At 75.6% G+C, this 24,521-nt stretch carries 22 protein-coding genes; 15 read left to right on the top strand and 7 right to left on the bottom strand.

Annotated elements, in window-relative coordinates; translation table 11 throughout:
• Positions 1-106: 106 nt before the first annotated feature.
• From ACFXAM_RS20150 to ACFXAM_RS20135, 4 genes are all read left to right on the top strand, one after another.
• A complete protein-coding gene (locus ACFXAM_RS20150; protein WP_380293048.1) occupies positions 107-1,195 on the top strand; it encodes a PDR/VanB family oxidoreductase in 1,089 nt (362 codons plus the stop codon).
• 44 nt (positions 1,196-1,239) lie between these two features.
• Entirely contained in the window at positions 1,240-2,112 is an 873-nt protein-coding gene (locus ACFXAM_RS20145; RefSeq protein ID WP_380293046.1) for a M24 family metallopeptidase, read from the top strand.
• Positions 2,109-3,842, top strand: a complete 1,734-nt coding sequence (locus ACFXAM_RS20140; protein WP_380293044.1) for an SDR family oxidoreductase — start codon at positions 2,109-2,111, stop codon at positions 3,840-3,842. The genes ACFXAM_RS20145 and ACFXAM_RS20140 overlap by 4 nt, the downstream gene beginning before the upstream one ends.
• Positions 3,843-4,085: 243 nt before the next feature.
• Entirely contained in the window at positions 4,086-5,003 is a 918-nt protein-coding gene (locus tag ACFXAM_RS20135) for an SDR family oxidoreductase (protein WP_380293042.1), read from the top strand.
• Here ACFXAM_RS20135 and ACFXAM_RS20130 read toward each other — a convergent pair.
• A complete protein-coding gene (locus tag ACFXAM_RS20130; protein ID WP_380293040.1) occupies positions 4,994-6,034 on the bottom strand; it encodes a helix-turn-helix transcriptional regulator in 1,041 nt (346 codons plus the stop codon). The two genes, ACFXAM_RS20135 and ACFXAM_RS20130, sit on opposite strands and share 10 nt — an antisense overlap.
• A gap of 113 nt (positions 6,035-6,147) precedes the next feature.
• Here ACFXAM_RS20130 and ACFXAM_RS20125 point away from each other — a divergent pair, with 113 nt between their 5' ends.
• Together ACFXAM_RS20125 and ACFXAM_RS20120 are read left to right on the top strand one after the other, a co-directional pair.
• A complete protein-coding gene (locus tag ACFXAM_RS20125) occupies positions 6,148-6,360 on the top strand; it encodes a cold-shock protein (protein WP_380293038.1) in 213 nt (70 codons plus the stop codon).
• Between the two features lie 76 nt (positions 6,361-6,436).
• Complete coding sequence (locus ACFXAM_RS20120) at positions 6,437-7,081, top strand: LysE family translocator (protein ID WP_380293036.1); 645 nt, start codon at positions 6,437-6,439, stop codon at positions 7,079-7,081.
• Positions 7,082-7,103: 22 nt separating this feature from the next.
• On the opposite strand, the gene ACFXAM_RS20115 is transcribed toward ACFXAM_RS20120, so the two are convergent.
• The gene (locus tag ACFXAM_RS20115; protein WP_380293034.1) at positions 7,104-7,397 is read right to left on the bottom strand and encodes a hypothetical protein; all 294 of its coding nucleotides are present in this window, start codon (positions 7,395-7,397) and stop codon (positions 7,104-7,106) included.
• A 177-nt stretch (positions 7,398-7,574) separates the two neighbouring features.
• Here ACFXAM_RS20115 and ACFXAM_RS20110 point away from each other — a divergent pair, with 177 nt between their 5' ends.
• Positions 7,575-7,871, top strand: a complete 297-nt coding sequence (locus ACFXAM_RS20110; protein WP_380293032.1) for a hypothetical protein — start codon at positions 7,575-7,577, stop codon at positions 7,869-7,871.
• On the opposite strand, the gene ACFXAM_RS20105 is transcribed toward ACFXAM_RS20110, so the two are convergent.
• The 4 genes from ACFXAM_RS20105 to ACFXAM_RS20090 form a co-directional block, all read right to left on the bottom strand.
• On the bottom strand, positions 7,853-9,112 hold the full coding sequence (locus tag ACFXAM_RS20105) for an XdhC family protein (protein ID WP_380293030.1): 1,260 nt from the start codon (positions 9,110-9,112) through the stop codon (positions 7,853-7,855). The genes ACFXAM_RS20110 and ACFXAM_RS20105 overlap by 19 nt on opposite strands.
• Before the next feature lie 155 nt (positions 9,113-9,267).
• Positions 9,268-11,712, bottom strand: coding sequence for a xanthine dehydrogenase subunit D (pucD, locus tag ACFXAM_RS20100; protein WP_380293028.1), 2,445 nt, complete (start codon positions 11,710-11,712; stop codon positions 9,268-9,270).
• 4 nt (positions 11,713-11,716) lie between these two features.
• Positions 11,717-12,190 carry a (2Fe-2S)-binding protein gene (locus tag ACFXAM_RS20095; RefSeq protein WP_380293026.1) on the bottom strand — a complete coding sequence of 158 codons (474 nt, stop codon included), beginning with the start codon at positions 12,188-12,190 and terminating at the stop codon, positions 11,717-11,719.
• Positions 12,187-13,074: an FAD binding domain-containing protein gene (locus ACFXAM_RS20090; RefSeq protein WP_380293024.1), complete on the bottom strand. Its 888-nt coding sequence runs from the start codon at positions 13,072-13,074 to the stop codon at positions 12,187-12,189. Before ACFXAM_RS20090 ends, ACFXAM_RS20095 begins: the two co-directional genes overlap by 4 nt.
• A gap of 379 nt (positions 13,075-13,453) precedes the next feature.
• On the opposite strand from ACFXAM_RS20090, the gene ACFXAM_RS20085 reads away from it, so the two are divergent.
• Positions 13,454-15,061, top strand: coding sequence for a PucR family transcriptional regulator (locus tag ACFXAM_RS20085; protein ID WP_380293022.1), 1,608 nt, complete (start codon positions 13,454-13,456; stop codon positions 15,059-15,061).
• Between the two features lie 61 nt (positions 15,062-15,122).
• Here the strand turns inward: ACFXAM_RS20085 and ACFXAM_RS20080 are convergent, their stop codons facing one another.
• Positions 15,123-16,256 (bottom strand): alpha/beta hydrolase, encoded by a 1,134-nt coding sequence (locus ACFXAM_RS20080; RefSeq protein WP_380293020.1) that lies wholly within the window; start codon positions 16,254-16,256, stop codon positions 15,123-15,125.
• Positions 16,257-16,613: 357 nt separating this feature from the next.
• On the opposite strand from ACFXAM_RS20080, the gene ACFXAM_RS20075 reads away from it, so the two are divergent.
• From ACFXAM_RS20075 to ACFXAM_RS20045, 7 genes are all read left to right on the top strand, one after another.
• Positions 16,614-17,642: a substrate-binding domain-containing protein gene (locus ACFXAM_RS20075; protein WP_380293016.1), complete on the top strand. Its 1,029-nt coding sequence runs from the start codon at positions 16,614-16,616 to the stop codon at positions 17,640-17,642.
• A complete protein-coding gene (locus ACFXAM_RS20070; protein WP_380293013.1) occupies positions 17,639-18,679 on the top strand; it encodes an ABC transporter permease in 1,041 nt (346 codons plus the stop codon). The genes ACFXAM_RS20075 and ACFXAM_RS20070 overlap by 4 nt, the downstream gene beginning before the upstream one ends.
• A complete protein-coding gene (locus ACFXAM_RS20065; protein WP_380293011.1) occupies positions 18,676-19,596 on the top strand; it encodes an ATP-binding cassette domain-containing protein in 921 nt (306 codons plus the stop codon). The genes ACFXAM_RS20070 and ACFXAM_RS20065 overlap by 4 nt, the downstream gene beginning before the upstream one ends.
• Positions 19,593-20,699 carry an ROK family glucokinase gene (locus ACFXAM_RS20060; protein ID WP_380293009.1) on the top strand — a complete coding sequence of 369 codons (1,107 nt, stop codon included), beginning with the start codon at positions 19,593-19,595 and terminating at the stop codon, positions 20,697-20,699. Before ACFXAM_RS20065 ends, ACFXAM_RS20060 begins: the two co-directional genes overlap by 4 nt.
• 123 nt (positions 20,700-20,822) lie before the next feature.
• Entirely contained in the window at positions 20,823-22,610 is a 1,788-nt protein-coding gene (gene ggt, locus ACFXAM_RS20055) for a gamma-glutamyltransferase (protein WP_380293007.1), read from the top strand.
• A 206-nt stretch (positions 22,611-22,816) separates the two neighbouring features.
• The gene (locus tag ACFXAM_RS20050; protein WP_376085398.1) at positions 22,817-23,620 is read left to right on the top strand and encodes an exodeoxyribonuclease III; all 804 of its coding nucleotides are present in this window, start codon (positions 22,817-22,819) and stop codon (positions 23,618-23,620) included.
• 180 nt (positions 23,621-23,800) lie between these two features.
• Entirely contained in the window at positions 23,801-24,469 is a 669-nt protein-coding gene (locus ACFXAM_RS20045) for a hypothetical protein (RefSeq protein WP_380293005.1), read from the top strand.
• Positions 24,470-24,521: the final 52 nt, after the last annotated feature.

Raw genomic sequence — 24,521 nt, 5'->3', positions numbered from 1 at the left:
GGCCACCGGCCCGCCCGGCCGCCGAGCCGACGCCGACCCGCCCGCCCGCCAGCCCGCCCCAGAACCCCCGAGCCCGTACCACCCGAGCCCCCAAGGACCCCGCCGGATGGACCTGCGCACCCCGCCCCCCGACCTCTACGGCCGCCCCCGCGCCGACACCTTCTTCCGCTTCCTCACCGCCTTCGGCGACCGCTACAGCCCCGCCCTCGGCGGCCCGCTGCTGCGCCGCAACCCCCGGCGCCCCCTCGGCACCCCCGTCCCGGCGCTGGACCTGGTCGTCGCCGCCCGCCGCGACGTCGCCGCCGACGCCGTCGAGCTGACCCTCGCCGACCCCTCCGGCGGTCACCTCCCGGCCTGGCAGCCCGGCGCCCACCTGCGCCTCACGCTCCCCTCCGGCCGCGAACGCCACTACTCGCTCTGCGGCGACCCCGCCGACCGCGCCGGCTACCGGATCGCGGTGCGCCGGCTGCCCGACGGGGGCGGCGGCTCCGCCGAGATCCACGACACCGTCCGGCCCGGCACCCGCCTCACGGCCCGCCGCCCGCGCAACGGCTTCGCCTTCTGCGCCGAACCGGCCGTCCTGCTGCTGGCCGGCGGCATCGGCGTCACCCCGCTGCTCCCGATGGTGCGCGAGGCCCGCCGGCACGGCCTGGACTGGCGGCTGGTCCACACCGGCCGCAGCGCCGACACCCTCCCGTTCGCCGCCGAACTGCGCGCCCTCGACCCGGACCGGGTCCGCCTGCGCACCGACGACGAGCACGGCGGCCCGCCCACCGGCGCCGAACTGCTCGCCCACGCCCCGCGCGGCGCCGCCGTCTACTGCTGCGGCCCGGCCCCGATGCTGGCCGCCGTGCAGCAGGCGCTGGACGCCTCGCCCGCCGCCTCCCTGCACTTCGAACGCTTCGGCGCCGCCCCGGTCACCGACGGCGAGCCGTTCACCCTCCGCCTCGGCGCCGACGGCCCCGACCTCGCCGTCCCCGCCGACCGCTCCGCCCTGGACGTGCTCCGCGAGGCCCGCCCCGACCTCGCGTACTCCTGCCGGCAGGGCTTCTGCGGCACCTGCGAGGTCCGGCTGCTGGCCGGCACCGCCGACCACCGCGACCGCCGCCTCACCCCCGAGCAGCGCGCCGCCGGAGCCCTGCTGCCCTGCGTCTCCCGCGCCGCCGGGGGCGAGACCCTCGTGCTCGACGTCTAGTCGCGCCCAGCTCCACCGCCCCGTAGCCCAGAAGGAGCCCCGCCGTGCCGCGCACCCCCGCCTTCCCGTTCACCGAGCGCGACCTCGCGCGCTTCCGGGAGACCCAGCAGCTCGCCTACGACTGCGCCGAGCAGGTCGCCGCCTGGATCGAACCCGGCGTCACCGAACGCCAGGCCACCGCCCAGCTGCGCCGCCGCCTGGTCGCCGCCGGCGTGCAGGACTTCTTCCACGTCCCCTTCGCGTGGTTCGGCGACCGGACGGCGTTCCGTCACTTCCACACCCCGCTGCAGTTCTTCGCCGGCAACCGCCGCCTCCAGGAGGGCATGCCGTACGTGCTGGACTGCGCGCCCGTCGTCGACGGCTACACCGCCGACATCGGCTACGGCGGCAAGGTCGGCGAGAACCGCGTCTGGGACCGCCTCGCCGCCGACCTGCGGGTCTACCGCGAGCTGATCCTCGCCGAGGTCCGCGCCCGCAAGCCGCTCTCCGAGGTCTACGCGGCCGTCGACGCCCAGATCGAGGCGCACGGCTACGACAACCGCCACCGCGTCTACCCGGGCCGGGTGATCGGTCACCAGGTCACCCGGACGACGGCGCGCGGCCCCGCCGGGGTGAACCTCCTCGGCTTCGGCGTGCGCACCCTCCAGACGCTCGGCCGCGAACTCGTCAGCGAGCGCCTGCACGGCCGTTCGCCGCTGTGGGCGGACGGCCGCTCCTCCCGGCACGCGCCCACCCCGGGCCTGTGGGCGGTGGAGCCGCACATCGGGTTCCGCGAGACCGGCATCAAGTTCGAGGAGCTGCTGGTGGTGACGGAGGACGACGCCTACTGGCTGGACGACGACCTCCCGCACGTCCGCCGCTGGAATACTGCCCCCGTCGCCACCGCCGTGACCGCCCCCGAGGGAGCCGCCCGATGAGCACCCCCACCCGCCGCCGCACGGTCCGCTCCGGCGGCCTGCCGCTCGCCGTCCACGAGCAGGGCGACCCGGCCGCGCCCACCGTGCTGCTGGTCCACGGCTACCCCGACACCCACGCGGTCTGGGACGACGTCGCCGCCGACCTCGCCCGCGACCACCACGTGGTCCGCTACGACGTGCGCGGCGCCGGTGCCTCGGGCGTGCCCGCCGACCGCTCCGGCTACCGCCTCGAACAGCTCGCCGCCGACCTGTTCGCCGTCGCCGACGCGGTCAGCCCCGACCGCCCGGTGCACCTCGTCGCCCACGACTGGGGCTCGCTGCAGTCCTGGGAGGCCGTCACCGCCCCCGGGGCCGAACGCCGTCTCGCCTCCTTCACCACCCTCTCCGGCCCCTGCCTCGACCACGTGGGCTTCTGGCTGCGCGAGCGCCTGCGCCGCCCCACCCCGCGGCACCTGAAGCAGCTGCTCGCCCAGAGCCTCGACTCCTGGTACATCACCGCCTTCCACCTGCCCTTCCTCGCTCCCGGCGTCTGGCGGCTCGGTCTCGCCCGCGCCTGGCCGCGGCTGCTGCACCGGCTGGAGGGCATCACCCCGCGCCCCGGCCACCCGCAGCCCAGCCTGCGGCGCGACGCGGTGCGCGGCATCGAGCTCTACCGGGCCAACATGCGCCCGGTCCTGCGCGACCCGCGCGAACGCCCCACCGAGGTACCGGTCCAGGTGATCACCCTCACCGAGGACCGCTTCGTCGGCGGCCACCTCACCGAGGGCCTGGAGCGCTGGGCGCCCAGGCTGACCCGCCGCACCCTGCGCGCCACCCACTGGTCCGCGCTGCTGGAGAAGGGAACCACCGTGGCAGGAATGGTCCGCGAACACATCACCCGCACCGGGACCGGCGCGTCCGGGTCCGAGGCGGCCGTGCCCGGGGACGGCCGGCTGGTCGTCATCACCGGCGGCGGCAGCGGCATCGGCCGGGCCACCGCGCTCGCCTTCGCCGAGGAGGGCGCCCGGGTGGTGGTCTGCGACCTCGACCTCGACGCGGCCCGCCGCACCGCCGAGCTGGCCGGGCTGCTCGGCCCGGCCGCGTACGCCTACCGGGTGGACGTCGGCGACGGCGCCGCGGTCGACGCGTTCGCCCAGCAGGTCGCCGCCGAGCACGGCGTGCCCGACGTGGTCGTCAACAACGCGGGCATCGGCCACTCCGGGACCTTCCTGGAGACCACCGAGAAGGAGTGGCAGCGGGTCCTGGACGTCAACCTCTGGGGCGTCATCCACGGCTGCCGGGCCTTCGGCGCCCTGATGGCCGAGCGCGACGAGGGCGGCCACATCGTCAACCTCGCCTCCGCGGCCGCCTACCTGCCGTCCAAGGCGCTCACCGCCTACGCCACGAGCAAGGCCGCGGTGTTCATGCTCTCCGACTGCCTGCGCGCCGAACTCGCCGGCCACGGGATCGGCGTGTCCACCATCTGCCCCGGCATCGTCAACACCAACATCACCCGCACCTCCACCTTCTCCGCCAGCACCGCCGACGAACAGGCCGCCAAGCAGGCCCGCGCCGCCCGCCTCTACGCCCGCCGCGGCTTCCCGCCGGAGAAGGTCGCCACCGCGATCCTGGCCGCCGTCCGCACCAACAAGCCCGTCGTCCCGGTCACCCCCGAGGCCAGGGCCGCCCGCTTCCTCAGCCGCCTCGCCCCCGGCCTCCTCCGCCTCGCCGCCCGCCTCGACGTCACCTGAGCGGCCCACGGGTCTTTGACGCCGGACAAGCGTGAATCCGGTATCACAGGCTCAGTGCCGTGATCGCCGCCGTGCCGGGTCGGCCGAGCCGGTGGGTGGTTCCACCCGGCTCGGCCGGCTGACGGACGGCCCTCGCATTCCCGGTCGAGCTTCTGCCGGAATCCCGACAGGAGGTGTCGGGATTCCGGGGGAGCATCGGTGGTGACGGGTGGAGACACCACGGGCCGCGAGGAAGGGCGAGGGATGACGGAGCAGCCGCTGAAGGGGAAGGTCGCGTTGGTCGCGGGGGCGACGCGCGGGGCCGGGCGGGGGATCGCGGTGGCGCTGGGCGCCGCCGGGGCGACGGTGTACGGGACGGGGCGCAGCGCCGAGGGGCACCGGGGCGAGTACGGGCGCCCGGAGACCCTGGAGGAGACGGCGGCCCTGGTGACGGCGGCCGGCGGGCACGGCATCGCGGTGCGCGCCGACCACCTGGTGCCCGCCGAGGTGGCGGCGGTGGCCGCGCGGATCGAGGCCGAGCAGGGCGGGCTGGACATCCTGGTGAACGACATCTGGGGCGGTGAGCAGCTCTTCGCGTGGGACCTCCCGGTCTGGGAGCACGACCTCGACAAGGGGCTGCGGCTGCTGCGGCTGGCCGTCGAGACGCACGCGATCACCAGCCACCACCTGCTGCCCCTGCTGCTGCGCCGCCCCGGCGGGCTGGTGGTGGAGATGACGGACGGCACCGCGGAGTACAACGGCACCCGCTACCGCAACTCCTTCTTCTACGACGTCGCCAAGGCAGCCGTACTGCGGATGGCGTTCGCGCTGGGGCACGAGCTGGGTCCGCGCGGGGCGACGGCGGTGGCGCTGACGCCCGGGTGGATGCGCTCGGAGATGATGCTGGAGCACTTCGGCGTCACCGAGGAGACCTGGCGCGAGGCGACGGCGGCCGAGCCGCAGTTCGGCATCTCGGAGTCCCCGCTGTACGTCGGACGCGCGGTGGTGGCGCTGGCCGCCGACCCCGGGGCCGCGCGGTTCAACGGCACCTCGCTCTCCAGCGGCGGCCTGGCCGTGGAGTACGGCTTCACCGATCTGGACGGCAGCCGCCCGGACGCCTTCCGCTACCTGGTGGACGTCGAGGGCGCGGACGGCCCGCCGGACCCGGCCGGCTACCGCTGAGGCGGGCCGTAGAGGGCGGCGGCGCGGGCCGCCGCCCCGGCCAGCCGCCGTCGCAGCGCCGGCGGGTCGAGCACCTCGGCCTCCGGTCCGAGCCGCAGCAGTTCCTCGTAGCCGACGTCCAGGGACTCGACGGGGAGCCGGACGGTCACCCATCCGTGCCCGTCCGGCTCCCCGGCGCCGGCGAGCGCCTCCCGGACGGCGACCGGTTCGAGCAGGTGCGGCAGGCGCTCGACGCCGTGCGGGCTGAGCCGTACGGTCACCCGCTCGCGCAGCAGCGAACGGGCGAACTCGGCGGCCTTGGCGTCCCAGAACGCGGCGAGGTCGAACGCCTCGTCGCGTTCGAACGGCCGGTCGGCCAGCGGCTCGGCGGCGGTCAGCCGGTCCACCCGGTAGACACGGCCGGCCACCGCCGGGCCGCCGGCCGGGCCGTCCTCGGGGCCTTCGCCGGGGCCGTCCTCGTCCGGCCGGGCGACCAGGTACCAGGTGCCCGCCTTCAGCACCAGCCCGTACGGCTGCAGCACCCGCTCGACCGGGGGTTCCGCGCCGGGGTCCGCCCCGGGGCGCCGCCGGTAGCGGACCCGCAGCAGCCGCCCGCCCCACACCGCCCGCGCGACCTCGGCCAGCAGCGGCGGCACGGGTGCGTCGCGGAACCACCCGGGCGCGTCCAGGTGGAACCGCCGGGCCCCGGCGGCCGGGGCGCCGCCGAGCTCGCCGGCGACCTTGAGCCGGGCGGCCAGCGCCGGATCGGCGAGACCCATGTCCCCGAGCGGCCCGGGCAGTCCGGCCAGCAGCAGCACCTCCGCCTCGGCGCGGTCGAGGCCGGTCAGCCGGGTGCGGTAGCCGTCGAGCAGCCGGTAGCCCCCGGCCCGCCCCCGGTCGGCGTACACGGGGACGCCGGCCTCGGCCAGGGCCAGCACGTCGCGCTGCACGGTGCGCTCGGAGACCTCCAGCTCGGCGGCCAGTTCGGCGCCGGTCATGCTGCGGCGCGCCTGGAGCAGCAGGAGCAGTGAGATCGCCCGTGCGGTGCGCATCGGCGGGCCGTCCTCCCGTTCGGGCCGGGGCGCGCCCGGCCGGTCCAGCACCGATCATGGAGGGCCGGGGGGCGTTCGGCCCACGCGCCCACCACCGGACCCGAGGAGACCCGATGGCCACCGGCACCGTGCAGTCCTACCACGCGAACCACGGGTACGGCCTGATCACCCCCGACGACGACGGCCCGCCGCTGTACGTGTACTACGACTCGATCCTGCCGGCGGGGGGCGGGGACCGGGTGCTGACCGAGGGCCAGCGGGTGGAGTACGACCCGACCCGGCAGGAGGGCCGCCGGGTCGCCGAGCGGGTCCGGCGACTGGCCTGACCCGCCCAGCCACCGGGAAAGCGCAGGTGGAAATCCGGTACGGCCGACGTTCCGTGCCCCCGTACGATGAGGGCCCATGGAAATGACGACCGCCCTCTGGTCCTTCGCCCTCGTCGTGGGGCTGCTGACCCTCACCCCGGGGCTGGACACCGCCCTGATCCTGCGGACCTCGGCCCTCGGCCACCGGCGGCAGGCCTGGGGCGTGGTGCTCGGCATCCAGACCGGCACGCTGCTCTGGGGGACGTTCACCTCGGCCGGGGTGACGGCGCTGCTCACCGCCTCGCGGGTCGGCTACGAGGTGCTGCGCTGGGCGGGCGCCGCCTACCTGGTGTGGATGGGGATCGGGATGATCCGCGCCCGGGCCGGGGGCGGCGGCGAGGAGCAGCCGGAGCCGGGGGCGGACGGGGAGAAGACCCCGGCGGGCGGCCTGGCGGCCGGCTGGCGGCGCGGTCTGCTGACCAATCTGCTCAACCCCAAGGTGGGCGTCTTCTACGTGGCGGTGCTGCCGCAGTTCATCCCGGCGGGGGCGCCGCACTTCGCCGCCGGGGTCGCGCTCACCTGCGTGCACGTGGTGGAGGGGCTGCTCTGGTCGCTGGTGCTGGTGGGCTTCGCCCGGGCGCTGCGCGGCCGGCTGCGCCGGCCGGCGGCGCGCCGGGCGATGGACCGGGTGACCGGTGTGGTGGTGGTCGGGTTCGGCCTGAAGCTGGCGGTCTCCGACTGACGGCCGGGGGAGCGGCGGGCGCTCAGCGGCCCAGCCGCTTCAGACCCTCGTTCAGCTGCTCCGGGTCCATGCAGATGTGCATGTCGATGTGGGCGTTGAACTCCAGCCAGAAGGGCTCGCAGATCTTGACGACGGCGGCCTCGTCGGGGACGTCCACCACGACGATCTGGCAGCGCCGGCCGTTGCGCGGGAAGGCGTAGGCGGCCTCGGGCTTCAGGTCGGCCATGATCCGGTCGAACGTCGCCGCGACGGCGCCGTCCGCGACGGCGCGGTTGGCCGTCTGGGTGTCGAGTTCGATCTCCAGCAACGCACGCATGGCGGTGCCCCTTTCCCGGGCTCGGGTGAGTCCTCGTCTCCAGCCTCCCGCCGCCGCACGGGGGCCGCAATTCACCCGTTCGGCGGTACCGGGTTGGCCGCCGCGCGGACCCGCGGGCTGCACTGGAGGCGACCGGGCGGTGACGGGCCGTCGGCAGGCAGGCACAGGAGCCGCCCCATGGCGATCATCGCGGTGTTCGACCTCCCCGGGGTCACCCGGGAGCAGTACGAGGAGTCGGTGGACCGGCTGACCGGCGGCACCGGGCTGCACCGGCCCGAGGACTGGCCGGTGCGCGGCCTGCTGCTGCACGCGGCCGGTCCGCTGCCGGACGGCGGGGGCTGGCACGTCACCGACGTCTGGGAGTCCCGGGAGGCCTTCGAGCACTTCGCGGCCGTGCTGCTGCCGATCCTGCGCGAGGTGGGCATGGCGACCGCCGCGCCGATGATCTGCGAGGCCTACAACGTGGTGAGCTGAGCCCGGCCCGCCGCGAGGCCGTGCCCGGCGCCGCCGTGGCCCGCGCCGCCGTGGCCCGTGACGCCGTGCGCCGCCGCGCCGGGGGCGCCGCCGTCCGCGCGGTCGTGGTGGATCGGCCCGTCCCCGGCGCTCAGCGGCAGGCACCCGCCGCCCCGCCGGTGGGCGACGATCTCGGCGGCGACCGAGATGGCGGTCTCCTCGGGCGTGCGGGCGCCGAGGTCGAGGCCGACGGGCGAGTGCAGCCGGGCGAGTTCGGCCTCGGTCAGCCCGGCGGCGCGCAGCCCGGCCGCGCGCTCGCGGTGGGTGCGGCGCGAGCCCATCGCGCCGACGAAGCCGAGCGGCAGCCGCAGGGCGCGTTCCAGCAGCGGCAGGTCGAACCTGGGGTCGTGGGTGAGCACGCACACCACCGTGCGCCCGTCCAGCCGGTCCAGCTGGGAGTCCAGGTAGCGGTGCGGCCAGTCGACGACCACCCGGTCGGCGTCGGGGAAGCGCCGCTCCGTGGCGAAGACCGGCCGGGCGTCGCAGACGGTGACGTGGTAGCCGAGGAACCTGCCGATCCGCACGACCGCCGCGGCGAAGTCGATCGCACCGAACACCAGCATCCGGGGCGCCGGCACGTACGACTCGACGAACAGGGTGACGGTGCCCCGCGCGCGGTCGTCGCAGGGGCGCCCGTCGAGGCCGAGCACGAGCCGGCCGGTGCGGCCCGCGTCGAGCATGGCGCGCGCCTCGGCGACCACGGCCCGCTCCAGCGGCGTCGGCGTGGTCGGCGTCGGCGGCGCGGGGGAGAGGGTGCCGTGGTGGCCGGCTGCCGTGACGGCGAGGGTCGCACCGAGCGGCCCCGCGCCCCCGGCGACGACCCGGGCGAGCGCCACGGGGGTGCCGGCGGCGATGAGCGCGATGCCCGCGTCGAGCGCCGGATCGGCGCCGGGGACGACCGGCTGGACGAACACGTCCAGCACCCCGCCGCAGGTCAGGCCGACGGCGAAGGCGTCCTCGTCGCCGTAGCCGAACCGTTCCAGCACCGGTTCGCCGGAGGCGAGGGCGGTCCGGCACAGCTCGTAGACGGCCCCCTCCACGCAGCCGCCGGAGACGCTGCCGACGGCCTCGCCGTCCGCGTCGACGGCGAGCGCGGCGCCCGGGTCGCGCGGGGCGCTGCCGGTGACGCCGACGACGGTGGCCACGGCGAAGGGGCGGCCGGACGCGTGCCAGGCCAGCAGCTGCTCGGCGATGTCCTGCATGACGGGAGCTCCTTCGCGCTTTCGAGGGTAGGCGAACCGGGCCCGCCGGGGGCACCGCCGCCGCAGGGAGAACGATCCCGTACGGCGGCGGGCACCCGTGGGGCCCGGCGCGCTCCCGCGCGGGCAGGGCCGCGGTGCGGCGGCCCTGCGGCCGGTCAGAGCGGCCCGGGCCGCTCGGTGGTCAGGTGCTCGGGCCGCACCGGGATCCGGTTCAGCGCCAGCCCGGTGGCGGCGCGCACGGCCGCCACGATGGACGGCGTGGCCGAGACGGTCGGCGCCTCGCCCACCCCGCGCAGCCCGTACGGGGCGTGCGGGTCGGGCAGTTCGAGCAGCTCGACCGGGATCGGCGGGGTGTCCAGGACGGTCGGGACGAGGTAGTCGGTGAAGGAGGCGTTGCGCACCTCGCCGTCCCGCAGGAGGATCTCCTCCATCACCGCGAGCCCCAGCGCCTGGGTGCAGGCGCCCTGGATCTGGCCGACCACCGACAGCGGGTTGAGCGCCCGGCCGACGTCCTGGACGGCGCTCAGCTCGACCACCTTGACCAGGCCGAGTTCGACATCCACGTCGACCACCGCGCGGTTGGCGCAGAAGCTGTACTGGACGTGGCCCCGGCCCTGCCCGGTCTCCCGGTCGAAGGGGAAGGTCGGACGGTGGCGGTGGACCCGGGTCAGGTCGATCGGCTCGTCGCCCAGCAGGTCGGCGACGGCGGCCAGCGGGCCGGCCGACGCGGAGACGACCTCGCCGCCGGCGAGCGCGAGGTCCCGCTGGGTCCAGCCGTGGCGGCGCCGGCCCCGTTCGATCAGCTCCCGCGCGACCGCCTCGGCGGCCAGCTTGACCGCGCCGCCCGTCATGTAGGTCTGCCGGGAGGCGGAGGTCGAACCGGCCGAGTCGATCCCGGTCGTGGTGGCCGGCTGGATGGTCACGTGTTCGACGCCCAGCTCGGTGCGGGCGATCTGCGCCTGCACGGTGACCCCGCCCTGGCCGACCTCGGCCATCGCGGTGTGCACCAGGGCGACCGGCTCGCCGCCGATCACCTCCAGTCGCACCCGTGCCGTGGAGTAGTCGTCGAAGCCCTCGGAGAAGCCGACGTTCTTGATGCCCACCGAGTAGCCGACGCCGCGCACCACCCCCTCGCCGTGCGTGGAGTTGGACAGCGCGCCGGGCAGCTCCCGCTGGTCGGGGCCGTCCGGGGCGAGCGGCGGCGGCAGCGGCCGCTCCTTGACCCGCCGCAGCAGTTCGGCGACCGGCGCGGGCGCGTCGATCTCCTGGCCGGTGGGCATCCGGTCGCCCTGCCGGACGGCGTTGAGCTGCCGGAACTCCACCGGGTCCATGCCGACTGCGGCGGCCAGCCGGTCCATCTGGCTCTCGTAGCCGAACGCCGCCTGCACCGCGCCGAAGCCGCGCATCGCCCCGCAGGGCGGGTTGTTGCTGTACAGCGCGAGGGCGTGCATCCGGACGTTCGGGATCACGTAGGGGCCGTTGCCGAGCGAGGCCGCGTTGCCGACCACCGCCGGGGAGGTGGAGGCGTACGCGCCGCCGTCCAGCACGATCCGGGCGTCGGAGTAGACCAGCCGGCCGTCCCGGGTGGCGCCGTGCTCGTAGGTCATCCGCGCCGGGTGGCGGTGGACGTGGCCGAAGAACGACTCGTCCCGGGAGTAGACGATCTTGACCGGGCGGCCGGTGCGCAGGGCCAGCAGGCAGGCGTGGATCTGCATCGAGAGGTCCTCGCGGCCGCCGAACGCCCCGCCGACGCCGGCCAGGGTGAGCCGGACCTTCTCCTCCGGCAGCCCGAGCACCGGCGCCATCTGCCGCCGGTCCGCGTGCAGCCACTGGGTGGCGACGTAGAGGTCGACGCCGCCGTCCCCGGCCGGTACCGCCAGCCCGGACTCCGGGCCCAGGAAGGCCTGGTCCTGCATCCCGACCTCGTAGGTGCCGCGGACCACCACGTCGGCCCGCGCCCGCACCTCGTCGGTGACGCCGAGGCCGGAGACCACCCACTGCTCGTGGCAGACGTTGCCCCGCGCGTGCGCGCGGTACTCGTGCGGCTCGTGCACGTAGCCGTGGGTCCCCGGGTCGAGGCACTGCTCCTCGGTGACGATCGGGGTCAGCACCTCGTACACGACCGCGATCCGCTTCGCCGCGCGCCGGGCGGTCTCCGGATGGTCGGCGGCCACCAGGGCGATCGGCTCGCCCTGGTAGCGGATCCGGTCGACGGCCAGGGCCGGCTGGTCGGCGACGTCCAGCCCGTAGTACGCGGTGCCGGGGATGTCCTCGTGGGTGAGCACCGCCGCGACCCCGGGCACGGCGAGCGCCCCGGAGACGTCCACCGAGAGGATGGCGGCCCGGGGGTGGGGCGAGCGCAGCGCCGTGCCCCAGAGCATGTCCTCGTGCCACAGGTCGGAGGAGTAGGCGAACTCGCCGCGTGCCTTCAGCGCGCCGTCCGGGCGCAGCGGCGAGCCGCCGATGCCGTCCGGGCTGCTCTGCCGGAGGTCCTGGAGGCTCTTCTCCCCCCGGACGCCGCGGGCCGGCGCGGTCGCGGGGGCGGCCGGTGCGTCCGCGGTCCGGGCGCGTGCGTCCACCCGGCGGGCGTGCGCGTCCATCCGCTCACCGCCCCGCCGTCCGGGCGGCCGCCAGCCGCACCGCGTCCATGATCTTCTCGTACCCGGTGCACCGGCACAGGTTGCCCGACAGCGCCTCGCGGATGTCGGCGTCGGACGGCCGCGGGTCCCGGGCCAGCAGCGCGTCGGTCTGCACCAGCAGCCCCGGGGTGCAGAAGCCGCACTGGACGGCGCCGGCGTCCAGGAACGCCTGCTGGACGGGGCCGAGGGCACCGTCCTCCCCGCCCAGGCCCTCGACGGTGCGCACCTCGCGGTCCTGCGCCTGGCCGGCCGCGACCAGGCAGGCGCAGACCGGCACGCCGTCCAGGTGGACCGTGCAGGAGCCGCACTCGCCCTGCTCGCAGGCGTTCTTCGAACCGGGCAGGCCGACGCGTTCGCGCAGCACGTACAGGAGGCTCTCGCCCTCCCACACGTCGTCGGCCTCGACCGGTCTGCCGTTGGCGGTGAAGGTGACCCTCATGCCGCGCTCCTGATCTGCCGGCGGTGCTCGTTCCAGGTCCAGGTGAGGGTGCGCCGCGCGATCACGGCGAGCGCGTGCCGCCGGTAGGCGGCGCTGCCGCGGACGTCGTCGATCGGCGCGGCGGCGGCCGCGACCAGCTCGCCGAAGCGCCGGACCAGCCCGGCCTCCAGCGCGCCGCCGCCCTCCCACAGGCCGCGCCCGGCGAACTCCCCGCGCAGGTACTCCTCGGCCTCGACGGCGCGGCGCGGGGTGGGGGCGGCCGAGCCGATCCCGGTGCCGACGGTGCCGGTGCGCGGGTGCAGCGCGAAGCCGAACGCGCAGACCGCGATCACCATCGCGTTGCGGGGCCCGACCTTGGCGAACTGCTGCGGCCCGTCGGCGACCGGGATCCGCACCGCGCGGATCAGCTCGTCGGCCGCCAGGGCGTTGCGCTTCACCCCGGTGTAGAACGCGTCGATCGGGATCAGCCGGGTGCCGCGCACCGAGGCCGCCTCGACGGCCACGTCCCGGCCGGCCGCCAGCAGCGCCGGGTGCGCGTCACCGGCCGGCGAGGCCGCGCCCAGGTTGCCGCCGACGCTGCCCCGGTTGCGGATCTGCGGGGAGCCGACGGTGCGGGCGGCCAGCGCGAGGCCGGGCAGCGGGCCGGACAGTTCGGCGATGATCCGGCTGTACGGGACGGCGGCGCCGAGCCGCACCACCGCGCCGTCGTCCGACCAGGTGGTGAGCTCGGCGACGCGGGTCAGGTCGAGCAGCGCGGGCGGGCGGCGCAGGTCGAAGTTCAGCTCGACCATGACGTCCGTGCCGCCGCAGAGCGGCAGCGCGTCCGGGTGCCGGGCCTTCGCGGCGAGCGCCTCGTCCCAGCTCGCGGGGCGGAGGAACTCCATCGGGCGCCTCCTCGCGTGGTCGCCGTCCGGTCACGGGGTGTGTCCGGCGCCGTCCGGCCAGTGAACCCCCGCGACCGGGCCCCGGGCAGTCACCGATGGCATGAAACCCCGGCGGCCGGGGAGCCCGGCATCCTGTACGTTCCTCCAAGGGGCCGGTGCGGCGGGACAGCGCCGCGGTCCGGCCCGCGCGCGGCCCCACCTACGACCGTAGTCCGGCCGCGCCTCCCGGGCACGGCCCGGCGGTCCGGCACCCGGGGGGACCCTCGGCCCGGGCGGCCCCGGGACGTCACGCCGAGCACGCGTGTTCGGGCAGACTGTGACCGCGGACCGAGCGCTCGGACCACCCTCACCCCACCCCCAGCCCCGAAGGAGCCCGCGGATGCGTGTCCGTGACCTGCTCGCCCCCGGCGCCCCGCGCCTGCGTCTGCTCGCGGCCGAGGAGGAGCTGGACCGGCAGGTCAGCGGGGTGATGACGACCGACCTGCACGACCCGGGCCGGTACCTGCACGGCGGCGAGCTGGTCCTCACCGGCATGCTCTGGCGCTCCGGCCCGGCCGACTCCGAGCGGTTCGTGCGCACCCTCGCGGCCGGCGGCGCGGTCGCCCTCGCGGCCGGCGAGGCCGAGGTCGGGCCGGTCCCCGAGGACCTCGTCGAGGCCTGCCGCCGGCACCGGATGCCGCTGCTCGCGGTGCCCGACGACATCGCCTTCGGCACCGTCACCGAGTTCGTCGGCCGCCAGGTCTCGGCGGACCGGGCCTCGGACCTCGCCGCCCTCGTCGACCGGCACCGGATGCTGGTCTCGGCGGCCGGCGGCGGGGGACTGGACGCCGTCCTCGACCTGCTGGGCGGCGACCTCGACCTCGACTGCTGGGTGCTCGCCCCGACCGGCGCGGTGATCGCCGGCCCCGCCGACCGGCTGACCGCCGAGGACCGCGACCAACTGGTCCGCGCCCACCTCACCGCCCAGTCCCGGCGCCGCCGGCCCCCGCACCGGGTCCGGCTGGCGGCCGGCCCCTACTCGCTGCTGCCCGCGCCCGCCACACCGCCGGCCCCGGCCCCGCCGGTCCCGGTCCCGCTCGCCGACTGGATGCTCGTGGTCGCCGGCGACGTCACCGAGTGGAGCGCCAAGCGCCAGCAGCTCGCCGAGAACCTCGCCCGGCTGGTCGCCGCCGAGCGCCACCGCCGCGACGAGGGCCGCCGGCTGCGCCGCGGCCTCGCCGACGACCTGCTCGCCCTGCTGCGGCGCGACGCCGACCCGGCGGAGATCGGCCGCACCCTGGACGCGTCCGCGGCGACGGCCGCCCGCTACCGGGGGCCCGGCCCGGCGGGCCCGGCGGGGGAGGGCGCCTGGCTGGTGGCCAGCGCCGAGGGCACCGGCCTGCCCGAGGGCGTGGTGCGGGCCGTCCTGGAGGAGGCCCTCGACGCCGGCACCGACCGCGCGCTCGTCGCCGGGGCCGGGACCGGCGCGGTGGTGGTGATGCCCGCGCCGGACGGCCCGGTGCCCGCCGAGGCGCTGCGCGAGCTGCTCGCCCCGCTGGAGGCCGGGCTCGGGCCGGAGGGCCGGATCACCGTCGGCGTCTCCGCCCCCGCCCGGGAGGCGGCCGGCCTGCGCGGCGCGCTGGAGGAGGCCCGGCACGCCCGCCGGATCGCGGACGCCAGGCCCGGCCGGGTCGGCGTGGCCGGGCCGGAGGAGCTGGCCTCGCACGTGCTGCTGCTCGCGGCCGTCCCGGACGAGGTCCGCCGGGCCTTCCGCGGCCGGCTGCTGGACACCGTGATCGCCTACGACCAGGAGCACCAGGCGGAGCTGGTGCGCACCCTGGAGGCGTTCCTGCGCGCGGACGGCTCGTGGACCAGGTGCGCCGCGCAGCTGCACGTCCACGTCAACACCCTGCGCTACCGGATCGGCCGCATCGAGGAGTTGACCGGCCGTGACCTGTCCCGCCTGGAGGACCGGGTGGACTTCTACCTGGCGCTCGCGCTGGGCTGAGCGCGCCGCGACGGCCGAGGCCCCCGGAGCGTGGTGCTCCGGGGGCCTCGGCGCGCGCGGGTCACTGGGCCGGGATGATGCCGGTCAGCCACTCGAAGACGCCCGGCACCATGTCCTTCCACACGTCGCTGGAGTGCGGACCGGTGGTCTCGACGACCTGGACGGTGGTGGGCGCCTTGGCGGCGGCGGCGATCGCCTGGCCGTCCTCGTAGCCGTCGCCCTTGTTGCCGGAGACGTACAGCGAGACCTTCGGCGGCTGGGCGGCGCCCTTGACGAGGGCGACCGGGTTGTTGGCCTCGCGCAGCTTCGGGTCCTTGCCGACCAGCGAGTCCTTCTCGGTCGCCGGGTCGTTGTAGCCCGAGAGGCTGACGCCGGCCCGGTAGCGGTTCGGGTGGGCGAGCGAGAGCTTGGCGGCGCAGTGCGCGCCGGCCGAGTAGCCGGCGATCGCCCAGCGGTCGGAGGACGGGTCGGCCCGGAAGTTGTCCAGGATCATCTGCGGCACGTCCCGGGTGAGCCAGGTGTCCGCGTTGACCTTGCCCGGCACGTCGGTGCAGCCCGCGTCGGTGTGGTTGCCCAGCAGCAGGGTGCGCGGCGAGACCAGGATGAACGGCGCCACCTTGCCCTGCTGCATCAGCGGCTTGAGCTGCTCGGAGACCTTCAGCGTGCCGTACCAGGTGGAGGAGGAGCCCGGGTAGCCGGGGATCAGCTCGACCACCGGGAACTTCCGGTCCTTGAACGCCGGGTCGTTGTACTGCGGCGGCAGCCAGACCAGCACCTCGCCGTCGACCCCGGACAGCTGGCCCTTCAGGTCGGTCTTCTGGACGTCGCCCGGCACCTTCGGGTCGTCCACGCCGCGGAAGGACTGCTGGACCTTGTTGGCCGGCGGGTGGGCCGCGTCACCGGCCGGCGCACCGCCGCCGCCCCCGGCACCGGCCGCCGGGGCCACGCCCTGGCCGCCGGCCGCGGCCGGCTCCTGCGGCGGGACGGAGGGCACCGCCCGGACGTGGTTGCCGGTGCCGAGCAGGTCGTCCCAGTTGCCGTAGATGAGGTTGGCGTTGTTGACCATCACGAAGACCATGACCACCGCGGTGACCTGGCAGAACACGAGCATGGCGAGCCTGGACAGGACGCGCACCGGCTTGGGGCCCTTGACCCGTCCCCAGAACCACATCGCCACCGCGATGGAGACCGGCACGAGAATGACCGTGCAGATGAAGAATGGCGTACCTGTCAGTTGCATGAAGTTCTCGTATCCGGGTTCGAAGCCGCTCGGGCCCCACTCGCCCGGAGCGCCACCTCAATGGCATCAGACGGCCTGGAACGGGGATCGGTTGCCGTCCGAATCTGTGCGGAACCTGAGAGGAACATCACGTTCACGCGAAGCTCCCCATTTCGGGCCCGCACCAGTCTGCCACCCCGGCGGACCTCGTCCGGACGTCGCACCCAGCGGACTCCCAGGAATCCCCCCGCGGGGCACGATACCGTCCGGACGGATCGCCCCACCGGGCGAGGCGGTGCGAAAGCGCGTGCGCCGGGAAGCGAGACTATGGGGATGAGCACAACCCGCATGAGTCCCGTCCGCCGGCTGAGGCCCCTCGCCGCCGCGCTGGCCGTCCTGGCCCTCACGGTCGCCGTCGCCGGCTGCAGCAGCACCGGAGGCAGACGCGCCGAGGAGGCCCGCGCCAAGGCCGCGGCCACCGCCGGCGGCGCCGTCACCACCCCGCGCTGGAAGGTCGCCATGGTGACCCACGCGGGCGCCGGCGACGCCTTCTGGGACACCGTGCGCAAGGGCGCCGAGCAGGCCGCCGCCAAGGACAACATCACCTTCCTGTACTCCAACGACGCGCAGACCCAGAACCAGGTCCAGCTCGTCCAGGCCGCCATCGACCAGAAGGTCGACGGCCTGCTGGTCACCCTCGCCAAGGGCGACGCGATGGCCGACGTGCTCGGCAAGGCCAAGGCCGCCGGCATCCCCGTGATCACCATCAACTCCGGCCAGGAGTTCTCCGCGAAGTTCGGCGCGCTCACCCACATCGGCCAGGACGAGGCCACCGCCGGCCAGGCCGCCGGCACCGAGCTCGCCGGGCGCGGCCGCAAGAACGTCCTGTGCGTGATCCACGAGCAGGGCAACGTCGGCCAGGAGCAGCGCTGCTCCGGCGCCCGGAGCACCTCCGGCGGCGCCTTCCAGGTGCTGTACGTCGACGGCGTCAACATGCCCGACGCCCGGGCGGCGATCTCCGCCAAGCTCCAGGCCGACCAGGCGATCGACACCGTGCTCACCCTCTCCGGCCCGATGGCGGCCACCGGCCTCCAGGCGGTCCAGGACGCCCGCCGCCCGGTCGAGCTCGACACCTTCGACCTGGGCACCCAGGTGGTGGCCGGCCTCAAGGCGGGCACCGTCGGCTTCGCCGTCGACCAGCAGCCCTACCTCCAGGGCTACGAGGGCGTCGACCTGATCTGGCTCTACCGCTTCAACCTCAACATGCTCGGCGGCGGCAGGCCGGTGGCCACCGGCCCGCAGATCCTCACCAAGGAGAACGCGGACGCCCTGGCCGAGTACGTCGCGAGGGGGACCAGGTGAGCACCTCCGACGTCCTGGCCGCCGAGCGCCGGGAGCGCCCGGCCGCGCTGCGCCGGCTGGCCGGCCGGCCCGAGCTGGGCGCGCTGCTGGCGGCGGCCGCGGTCTTCCTGGTCTTCGCCGCCGTGGCCGAGCCCTTCCTGCGGGTCTCCTCGCTGGGCACCGTGCTGTACGCCGCCTCCACCATCGGGATCATGGCCGTCCCGGTCGCACTGCTGATGATCGGCGGCGAGTTCGACCTGTCGGCCGGCGTCCTGGTCACCACCGCCGCGCTGACCTCGTCGATGGTCTCCTACCAGCTCACCGCCGTCACCTGGGTCGGCGTGCTGGCCTCGCTGGCCGTCACGCTGGCGGTCGGCCTGTTCAACGGCTGGATGCTGGCGCGCACCAAGCTGCCGAGCTTCATCGTCACCCTCGGCACCTTCCTGATGCTGACCGGCGCCAACCTCGGCGTCACCAAGGCGGTCTCCGGCACCGTCACCACCAAGCCGATCTCCGACATGGAGGGCTTCGCCTCCTGCCGCTGGCTGTTCGCCTCCGAGGTCACCGTCGGCGGGCTGACCGTCAAGGCCACCGTCTGGTGGTGGCTGGGCCTGCTGCTGGCCGGCAGCTGGGTGCTGCTGCGCACCCGGTTCGGCAACTGGATCTTCGCGGTCGGCGGGGACGCGGACGCGGCCCGCGCGGTGGGCGTCCCGGTCGCCCGGACGAAGACCGTGCTCTACCTGTTCGTCGGCTTCGGCGCCTGGGTGCTCGGCCAGCACCTGCTGTTCTCCTTCGACACCGTGCAGTCCGGCGAGGGCGTCGGCAACGAGCTGATCTACATCGTCGCGGCCGTCATCGGCGGCTGCCTGATCACCGGCGGCTACGGCTCGGTGGTGGGCTCCGCACTCGGCGCGCTGATCTTCGGCATGGCCAGCAAGGGCATCATCTACGCCCAGTGGAACCCCGACTGGTTCAAGTTCTTCCTGGGTGCGATGCTGCTGCTGGCCGCCCTGCTGAACTCCTTCGTCAAGCGCCGCGCCGAACGGGGGCCCCGATGACCGAGCTCCTCTCCCTGCGGGGTGTCGGCAAGACCTACGGCACCGTGCGCGCGCTGGAGGACGTCTCGCTGACCCTGCGCTCCGGCGAGATCAGCTGCGTGCTGGGCGACAACGGCGCGGGGAAGTCCACCCTGATCAAGATCATCGCCGGGCTGCACCGGCACGACGAGGGCACCTTCACGGTGGCCGGCGAGGAGGTCCGGCTGGACTCCCCGCGCCAGGCCCTGGACCGCGGCATCGCCACCGTCTACCAGGACCTCGCCGTGGTGCCGCTGATGCCCGTCTGGCGCAACTTCTTCCTCGGCTCCGAGCAGGGGCACAAGCGCTGGGGCGGGCTGCGGATCGACGCCGACGGCATGCGCGCCACCACCCGCCGGGCGCTCGCCGACATGGGCATCGACCTGCCCGACGTCGACCGCCCGATCGGCACGCTGTCCGGCGGGCAGCGCCAGTGCGTGGCCATCGCCCGCGCCGTGCACTTCGGCGCCAAGGTGCTCGTCCTGGACGAGCCGACCGCCGCGCTCGGCGTCAAGCAGTCCGGGGTGGTGCTCAAGTACGTCACCGCCGCCCGGGACGCCGGACTCGGCGTCGTGCTGATCACCCACAACCCGCACCACGCGTACCTGGTCGGGGACCACTTCACCCTGCTCAAGCGGGGCCGGATGGCCGGCAGCCACCCCCGGGCGGAGATCGGCCTCGAACAGCTCACCACCGAGATGGCCGGCGGCTCCGACCTCGCCGAGCTCTCCCACGAGCTGTCCCGGGCCGGCGCCCCCGGCGTCCCCGGCGGCCCGGCCACCGGACCGGCCACCGGACCGGACGCCGGCCCGACCCCCGGTCCGAGCAGCGGCCCGAGCAGCGGCCCGACCGATGGCCCGACCACCGATCCCGGCACCAAGGAGCGTCCGCAGCCGTGACCAGCCCCCACGGCGGCAGCCGTCCGCCGGTCCTGCCCACCCTGCTCGGCCTCGGGCCGCGCGCCGAGCGCCGCCGCCGGGCGCTGCCCGCCGGCGTGCTCCGGCTGCCGACGATCGGCGTCGACATCGGCGGCACCAAGGTCGTCGCCGGCGTGGTCGACGGCGAGGGCAAGGTGCTGGAGAAGCTGCGCACCGACACGCCCCACAAGTCCAAGAGCCCCAAGGTCGTCGAGGACGTCATCGTCGAGCTGGTGCTGGAGCTCGCCGACCGGCACGACGTCCACGCGGTCGGCGTCGGCGCGGCCGGCTGGGTCGACGCCGAGCGCTCCACCGTGCTCTTCGCCCCGCACCTCAACTGGCGCGGCGAGCCGCTGCGGGAGGCGCTCAGCGCCCGGCTGCGGTTCCCGGTGGTCGTCGAGAACGACGCCAACGCCGCCGCCTGGGCCGAGTGGCGCTTCGGCGCCGGCCGGGGCGAGGAGCACATGGTGATGCTCACCCTGGGCACCGGCATCGGCGGCGCCGTCGTCCGCGACGGCTTCGTGGACCGGGGCAGGTACGGGCTGGCCGGCGAGTTCGGGCACATGCAGGTGGTGCCCGGCGGCCACCGCTGCCCGTGCGGCAACCGCGGCTGCTGGGAGCAGTACTCCTCCGGCAACGCGCTGGTGCGCGACGCCCGCGAGCTGGTCGCCGAGGAGTCCCCGGTGGTCCAGCCGCTGCTGGCCCGGGCCGGCGGCACCGTCGAGGGCATCACCGGGCCGCTGGTCACCGAGGCCGCCCGGGCCGGCGACCCGACCGCCACCGAGCTGCTCTACGAGGTCGGCACCTGGCTCGGCGTCGGCATCGCCAACCTGGCCGCCGCCCTCGACCCGGGCCGCTTCGTCATCGGCGGCGGCGTCTCCGAGGCCGGAGACCTGCTGCTCGGCCCGGCCCGCGACACCTTCCGCCGCACCCTCACCGGCCGCGGCTTCCGGCCCGAGGCGACCATCGTGCACGCGGCCCTCGGCAACGAGGCCGGGCTCGTCGGCGCCGCCGACCTCGCCCGCCAGGTCGCCCGCCGCTTCCGCACCATCAAGCGCCGCCGGGTGGAGCGCGCCGTGCCGTGACCGCGCGGCGTCGTCCGAACGGTTGCCCGCCGTCAACTACCCGTTGGTAGCGACGCGGCACTGTTGTCGGGGTCATGGCTCCTGTGAAACAACGGAGTTGACGTCGACTCAGAGGAGTATCGGATGAGAGCACTGGCCCGCGTCGCCCCGTCGCTCCTGCTCGCCACCGCCCTGGTGTGGTCCGCCACCGGACCCGCCGGGGCGGCGCCGCCGGCCAAGGTGCCCGAGGCGGTCGGCTGGGGCGGGGCGGTGGCCAGCGTGGACGCCGACGCCACGGCGGCCGGCATCGAGGTCCTGCGCAAGGGCGGCAACGCCGTGGACGCGGCGGTGGCGGTCGCCGCGGCGCTCGGGGTCACCGAACCGTACTCGGCCGGGATCGGCGGCGGCGGGTACTTCGTCTACTACGACCACGCCACCGGCCGGGTGCACACCATCGACGGGCGGGAGACCGCCTCCCGCAAGGCCGACACCTCGCTCTTCCTGGAGAACGGCGCACCGCTGCCGTTCGCCGACGCCGTGACCAGCGGCCTGTCGGTGGGCGTCCCCGGCTCCCCGGCCACCTGGGAGACTGCCGTCGGGCTCTGGGGCCGGCGCAGCTTCGCCGAGAACCTCAAGCCCGCCCAGCGGATCGCCGAGCAGGGCTTCACCGTCGACCAGACCTTCCAGGACCAGACCGCGCTCAACCAGGCCCGGTTCAAGGACTTCCCCGACACCGCCCGGCTCTTCCTGCCCGGCGGCGCGCTCCCGGTGGTCGGCTCCACCTTCCGCAACCCCGATCTCGCCGCCACCTACCGCCAGCTCGGCAAGGAGGGCACCGAGGCGCTCTACCGGGGCGCGATCGGCGAGGACATCGTCCGCACCGTCCAGCACCCGCCGGTCGACCCCGCCTCCGGCCGCAACGCCCGCCCCGGGCAGGTGGACGCCGCCGACCTGGCCGCGTACCGGGTCCGCCGCCAGCAGCCCACCCACGTCGCCTACCGGGACTACGACCTCTACTCGATCGCCCCCTCCAGCTCCGGCGGCACCACGGTCGGCGAGGCGCTCGGCATCCTGGAGGACGGCGAGGTCGCCGACTACGACGCCACGCAGTACTACCACCACTTCCTGGAGGCCTCGCGGCTCTCCTTCGCCGACCGCAACCGCTGGGTCGGCGACCCGGCGTTCAACGACGTGCCGACGAAGGAGCTGCTCTCCGCCCGGTACGCGGCCTCCCGGGCCTGCCTGATCCGGCCCGACCGCGCGCTCACCAGCCCGGTCGCCCCCGGCGACCCGCGTCACCCGGCCGGCTGCCCGGACGCCGCCCCGGCGCCCGCCGCCGAGCCCTACGAGGGCCTGAGCACCAGCCACCTCACGGTGGCCGACCGCTGGGGCAACGTCGTCTCCTACACCCTCACCCTGGAGCAGACCGGCGGCAGCGGCATCACCGTCCCCGGCCGCGGCTTCCTGCTCAACAACGAGCTGACCGACTTCAACTTCACCCCGCTGTTCCCCGGGGTGCCCGACCCCAACCTGCCCGGCCCCGGCAAGCGGCCGCGCTCCTCGCTCTCGCCGACCATCGTGCTGCGCGACGGCGAGCCCCTGCTGGCCGCCGGCTCGCCCGGCGGCGCCACCATCATCACCACCACCCTCCAGGTGCTGCTCGGCCGCCTCGACCGGGGCCTGAGCCTGGAGCAGGCGATCGCCGCGCCGCGCGCCAGCCAGCGCAACACCGCCGCCACCCAGGCCGAGCCGGCCTTCCTGGCGCTGCCCGAGCGGACCGGGCTGGAGGCGCTCGGCCACGTGTTCGCCGCCACGCCGGAGATCGGTGCCGCGACCGGCGTCGAGCGGCTGCCGGACGGCCGCTGGGTCGCCGCGGCCGAACCGGTGCGCCGCGGCGGCGGCTCGGCGGCGGTGGTGCGGCCGGCGCCGTGAGGCGGGAGCCGGGCGGCCGGTGCCACGGGGCCCGCGCCGTGCGGCCCGCGTGTCGAGGTCTGCGTGTCGAGGCCCGTGTGTCGAGGCCGGGCCGGACTGTCGGTGCCGTTCGGTAGATTCGGGGTGGGCGTCCACCGGGGCCACTGCGGCCCCCGGGCGCCCACCCCGCACCCGTACCTGAACCGCCACCGGGAAGGCCGCCCGCCGTGACCGTCCGCATCGCCACCTGGAACATCAACTCCGTCACCGCGCGGCTGCCCAAGCTCCTCGAATGGCTGGAGAGCGCCAAGCCCGACGTGCTCTGCCTCCAGGAGCTCAAGTGCGCCGCCGACGCCTTCCCCTACGAGCCGGTGCGCGAGCTCGGCTACGAGACCGCCGCCCACGGCACCGGCCGGTGGAACGGCGTGGCGATCGTCTCCCGGATCGGCCTCGACGACGTCGTCCGCGACCTGCCCGAGCAGCCCGGCTACCTCGCCGACGACGCCCTGCTGCCCGACGTCGAGCCGCGCGCCGTCGCCGCCACCTGCGGCCCGGTCCGGGTCTGGTCGGTCTACGTGCCCAACGGCCGCGAGGTCGACCACGCCCACTACCGCTACAAGCTGGAGTGGCTGGAGGCGCTGCGCCGCGCCTCGCTGGAGGACGCGGCCGGCGAGCGCCCGTTCGCCGTCCTCGGCGACTTCAACATCGCGCCGAGCGACGAGGACGTCTTCGACGTGGCGGCCTTCGAGGGCCTCACCCACGTCACCCCCGCCGAGCGGGCCGCCCTCGCCGCCCTCGACGCGGCCGGGCTGCACGACGTGGTGCCGCGCCCGCTGAAGTACGACCGCCCCTACACCTACTGGGACTACCGCCAGCTGGCCTTCCCGAAGAACCGGGGCATGCGGATCGACCTCACCTACGCCAACAAGCCCTTCGTGGACGCCGTCACCGACAGCTATGTCGACCGGGAGGCGCGCAAGGGCAAGGGCACCTCGGACCACGCCCCGGTCGTCGTCGACCTGGACCTCTGACGGCCGGGCGGGTGGCCGGCGGGCGGTGACGCCGGGTGGCGGCGGCTCGCCCGAACGGGCCAGAGCGGTGGCCGGGCGGGCGGCGGGTGCCTACCGTCGGGGGGTGACCGGGTGTGGTTGTTCGATCACGTGGACGTAGGAGTCCCCGGCCGCGCCCGAGAGAATCCCGGAGGTTCCGGTATGCGCCCCACGCGTACGGCCGCCGCCGCCCTGATCGGCGCGACGCTGCTGACCGGCCTGACGGCCCCCCTCGCGCTGGCCAAGGACGGCGCCGCCTCGGTCAGCCCGTCCCAGGCCGCACCGGGCCAGACCGTGACGGTCACGGTCGCCTGTGAGAAGTCCGACAAGCCCACCGCCAAGACGATCACCGCCAACTCGCCGGCCTTCGAGGGCGGCCCCGCCACCCTGACGCTCGGCTCCGACGGCAAGCACACCGGATCCGCCCGGCTGGCGGGCAAGTACGGGGGCGACAACAAGGTCGACGGGACCTGCCCGGACGGCGCCGCCTTCGCCACCAGCGTCACGGTGACCACGGTCTCGGTGTCCACGGGCGGGGGCGCGGGGGCCGGTGCGGGCGCCGGTGCCGGTGCCGGTGCCGGTGCCGGTGCCGCGGGTTCCGCGCCCTCCGGCCTCGGCGGGTGGAGCGAGGCGGCCGGGGAGTGGGCGGGCTCCCTCGGGCAGTCCGGTGCCGGCAGCCAGCAGGTCGCCCCGCACGGCGCGGTGAAGACCGGTCTCGGCGGCTCGATCGCGGCGAACCCGGCCGAGCTGGCGGGCGGCGCGCTGCTGGTCGCGGGCGGCATCGGCGGCTTCTGGCTGCTGCGGCGGCGCGCGGGCGCCGGGTCCGCCTGAGCCGGGGGAGGGTGCCGCCGGACGGTTCGTCGTCCGGCGGCACCTCCGTGCC

Source organism: Kitasatospora sp. NPDC059462 (genome assembly GCF_042749955.1).
GTDB lineage: Bacteria > Actinomycetota > Actinomycetes > Streptomycetales > Streptomycetaceae > Kitasatospora.
Note: the sequence above shows the minus strand (reverse complement) of the source record. Positions and strands in the feature narration are given on the sequence as shown.